The sequence below is a fragment of the Pedobacter sp. genome, assembly GCF_035317785.1.
Classification (GTDB): domain Bacteria; phylum Bacteroidota; class Bacteroidia; order Sphingobacteriales; family Sphingobacteriaceae; genus Pedobacter.
On record NZ_DATHGC010000403.1, the window covers coordinates 1 to 4,305 of the forward strand.

A 4,305-nucleotide genomic window follows, 5' to 3' on the forward strand; every position below is an offset into this window, starting at 1 on the left:
AAAATCGATCTGGAATTCATCAAAACACATCCTGATTCTTATCTGTCGGCCTATTTGCTGAAGTGGAAAGTATCTTCCATGTCACTTGCGGAATCCAAAAGTTATTATGCAGTTCTTTCTGACAGGATAAGGCAAAGCAGCTATGGGAAAGGGGTATTGGAGGAGATCAAGGGGCTGGAAAGCGGATCGCCGGGGAGTGTTGCTTCGGTCTTTAGTGTCAAAGACATCAATGGTGAACCTTTGAGCCTCTCGGATTTTAAAGGGAAGAAATATGTGCTGATCGATTTTTGGGCCAGCTGGTGTGTGCCCTGCAGAAAAGGCAACCCGCACCTGCTTTCGCTGTACAGTAAGTACAAGGAAAAAGGTTTTGAAGTGGTAGGGGTTTCTGATGACGACAGCGCGCCTGATGCCTGGAAAAAAGCAGTGGCCCAGGACAAGATCGGTGTGTGGAAACATGTGCTCCGGGGCTTGAAGCGTACGGCTGCCGGATTTGATAAATCTGAGGACATTAGTGCACCTTATGGCATTCATTCACTGCCGACAAAGATACTGATTGATAAAGAGGGGATGATCGTGGGCCGCTATGGCGGTGGCGGCGAGGGAGATGAGGCGATGGATAAAAAACTGGCTGAACTATTTGACAAATAATCATAAAAAACCTATATCATGTTAAAAACAAAATTCATTATCGCAGCATTGCTGTGTACGGGCCTGGGGGCCTCTGCTCAAATTACGAGTGTATCGGGCGAACTTAAAGGTTTTAAGGAAGAACAGGTCGTGTTTTATTACTACAAGGGCGATAAGTCCGTTTCCGATACCATAAAGGTAAAGGACGGGAAGTTTAGCTGGAAGCCGAACCTGTCAGAACCACAAAAAGTAGGTGCTATGCTCTTTCAACGGTACTTTCAGTTTTTTGCTGAACCGGGAAATATCAGTGTGACCGGCGGGCCGGCTGTTGAGGATCTGAAGGTAACCGGTTCTAAATCCCAGGATGAATACGAAGCATACGACAAAACACTGAAGGATCTGGATGACCTGGAAAGCCCGCTGTATCAAAAATGGGGAAAGGGTACCAAAGAAGCGCAGGTCGCCCTGGAAGAGAAGGTGGACAGTTTGAGGAATGTGCGAAGATCACGCAATGATAAATATATTGCGGCACATCCTAAAAGTTCGCTTAGCCTGAGCCTGGTTGCTGACAAGGCCATGATGGGTACTTATGATAAAGTTCAGGCTGCTTATGCAACGCTCGACAAGTCTGCACAGGCGACTGCGGCGGGGAAGCGCATTGCGGAAAGACTGGTGCTCCTGGAAAGAAGTGCAATTGGTACGCCAATGCTTGATTTTACCCAAAATGACACGGAAGGGAAACCGGTACGGTTTGCTGATTTTAAAGGAAAGTATGTACTGGTAGATTTTTGGGCAAGCTGGTGCGGGCCCTGCAGGGCAGAAAACCCCAATGTTTTGAAGGCTTACAATCAGTATAAGGACAAAAACTTTACTGTAGTTGGGGTGTCACTGGATGATAAGGGTGAGAACTGGAAAAAGGCCATTAAGGACGACAACATGCCGTGGACACAGGTGTCTGACCTCAAGGGATGGAAAAATGAAGTTTCTACTTATTATGGCATCATGGGCATCCCAAGTACTTTACTGGTTGATCCTCAGGGCAAGATCATCGCAAAAGACCTGCGCGGAGAAATGCTGAACAAAAAACTGGCAGAATTGTTCAACGCAGGTTCAACCGGTTCAAAATAAAAGAAGATGAAGAATCTGATCACTATAATGGCCGCTGCGGCCTTATTCGCAATTGGCTGTAAAGACAGCAAACCTGATGGCTTCACCATTAGCGGAACGATAAAAGGGGTGGATTCCGGTATGGTCCGCCTCATCCGCGGCAATGCGGACAGGAGCTCAACAGTCATTGACAGTGTACCTTTAAAGGACGGTAAGTTTGAATTGAAAGGCAAGATGGAAGTCCCGGAAATTTTGGGGATCACGGTGACTCCCGGAAACTTTAAGTCTTCTGTTTTTGTGGAGAATAGTGCAATAACAGTAGATGCCGATACGACTGGCACAGAGCACTACGATTATACGGCTTATGGTATGGACAAGGGTGGAATGCTGAAAAAAGTAACTGTCACCGGCTCGGAAGTGCATGCCGATTTCCAGCAGTTTGAAAATGATCCTGAGAACCTGAAATTTAAGGCAGGTTTTGAAGCGCTGAATAAGGCTTATACAGCTGAGACAAAGGCAGAGGCGAAAGAAAAGATGCGGTCAAAATTTGACTCCATTGGAAAACTAAGTAAAGCCTGGCAGATCAAATGGATCAACAATTATATTGCGAAAAAGCCAGGGTCAGCTGCAGGTGCCCACCTGTTCAATAATTATTACATGTTCAATACCAGCATGCCGCTTACGGAAATGGATGCTGTACTGGCGAAATTTAAAGATGACGCCAAAAAATCGGTCTATTATGTTGAATTGTCGAAACAGGCCGAAATGAGAAGGGCATTGCTGCCAGGAAAAACGGCTCCTGATTTTACGCTGCTAAAGCGCGACAGTACAAAGCTGACCTTGTCCTCGACCAGGGGAAAGTATGTGATGCTGGATTTTTGGGCGAGCTGGTGCAAGCCTTGCAGGGAAGCGATCCCGCACTGGAAATCGGTATACCAGAAGTATCATGATAAGGGCTTTGAGATCATCAGTGTATCGGATGACAGCAGGTGGGCCGACTGGACCAAAGCCATGGATTTTGAAAAAATGCCATGGACCCAAGTGATAGATGAATTCCCGGTAAAAAACATGCCGGCAAGGGTGGGAACACTTTATCAGACCCACTTCATTCCTTTTTATGTATTGCTGGACAAAGAGGGGAAAATACTGGTGTATTCAGGGGAAGAAAAACAAATTGACGCGAAACTCGCCACTTTGTTTTAACACATGACCGGTCCCTGCAATAGGAAATGACTATGAAAAGCGTATTAAAGACCACCGCCCAGATCGTGGCGGTATTGCTGATGTCTGTGGGTTGTCTGCATAAAGAGCCGGATGGATATGCCATCCATGGAACCATAAAGGGAGTAGATTCCGGAACGGTGAAGCTGGTGAAATACAACAACAATAAAAGCTGCAGGACACTGGATAGTGCAGTGATCAGGGCGGGGGTTTTTGAACTGAAGGGAAATCTGGACGGGCCGGAAATGCTGGGGATCAGGATTATGCCCGGCAACATTGATTTTTTGATATTCGCAGAGAACAGGGAAATGACGGTAAATGCCGACACTTCGGGTGCGGAACGCTATGACTACACGGCATATGGCAAAGATAAGGGCTCGAGGCTTCAAAAAGTGGAAGTGAAAGGCTCCGCATCGCAGGACGCTTATGACCGGTTTCTGAACGAACCGGAACAGCTGAGGTTCCGGGCTTTTGCTGCGGAAACAGCTAAAAGATATGAGGCGGAAGCGCACAGCGGACAAAAGGAAAAAATACGTGCGGGGTTTGAAGCTGCGGCAAAGGCTTTTTATGCATGGCAGCTCAAATGGATCAGGGAAAATATTGCCAAACATCCGGATGCAGTGGCAGTGGCATATATTCTTACTGATTATTATCAGTTCAATGATTCGATCCCGCTTCAGGAAATGGATGCGCTTATCGGCAAGTTTACCGGAGATGCAAAGCGGTCTGTCTACTATTTTAATTTGTCCAAAGAGGCTGAGATGCGAAGAAAATTTCTGCCCGGCAAGGTTGCTCCTGATTTTAGCCTGGTAAGAAAAGACAGTACGGCTTTTACATTGTCTTCAACATGGGGTAAATACGTTTTGCTGGATTTCCGGTCGAGCTGGTGCAAGCCCTGCAGGGATGCGGTGCCGCACTGGAAGTCGGTATATAAGCGGTACCACGACAAAGGATTTGAGATCATCGGTGTGTCGGGTGACAGCAGGTGGAATGACTGGATAAAAGCCATGGAAGTGGAGAAAATGCCCTGGATACAGGTGATCGATGAATATCCGATTAAACTGAAGCCGGCGAGGGTCGGTACGTTGTACCGGATCAGTGTTATTCCTTTTTATGTGTTGCTGGATAAGGAAGGGGAAATCCTCGTGTATTCGGGGGATGAAAAAGATGTTGACGTCAAACTGAAAGAAATCTTTAAAATGTGACGCAATGATACAAACTATAGCCTGATCTGATTGTTGTATAGTGACAAGCATTTAAATCTTTGTAATTATGAATACGCAACAGGACAATAATAACGCTGAGTTTGAAAACAATGATGTTGATCCGGGATTTTCAGGTCATGAAGAC

Annotated in this window: 4 protein-coding genes; all 4 read left to right on the top strand. The window is 46.3% G+C overall.

All coding sequences use genetic code 11. The features are described 5' to 3' along the window. Window positions 1–648: TlpA disulfide reductase family protein (locus VK541_RS25345; protein ID WP_324373447.1), on the top strand; the 648-nt coding region annotated here is incomplete at its 5' end. Between the two features lie 18 nt (window positions 649–666). Then, window positions 667–1,755, top strand: a complete 1,089-nt coding sequence (locus VK541_RS25350; RefSeq protein ID WP_324373448.1) for a TlpA disulfide reductase family protein — start codon at window positions 667–669, stop codon at window positions 1,753–1,755. 6 nt (window positions 1,756–1,761) lie between these two features. Continuing rightward, the gene (locus tag VK541_RS25355; protein ID WP_324373449.1) at window positions 1,762–2,937 is read left to right on the top strand and encodes a TlpA disulfide reductase family protein; all 1,176 of its coding nucleotides are present in this window, start codon (window positions 1,762–1,764) and stop codon (window positions 2,935–2,937) included. A gap of 32 nt (window positions 2,938–2,969) precedes the next feature. After that, on the top strand, window positions 2,970–4,160 hold the full coding sequence (locus VK541_RS25360) for a TlpA disulfide reductase family protein (RefSeq protein WP_324373450.1): 1,191 nt from the start codon (window positions 2,970–2,972) through the stop codon (window positions 4,158–4,160). Window positions 4,161–4,305 lie beyond the last annotated feature (145 nt).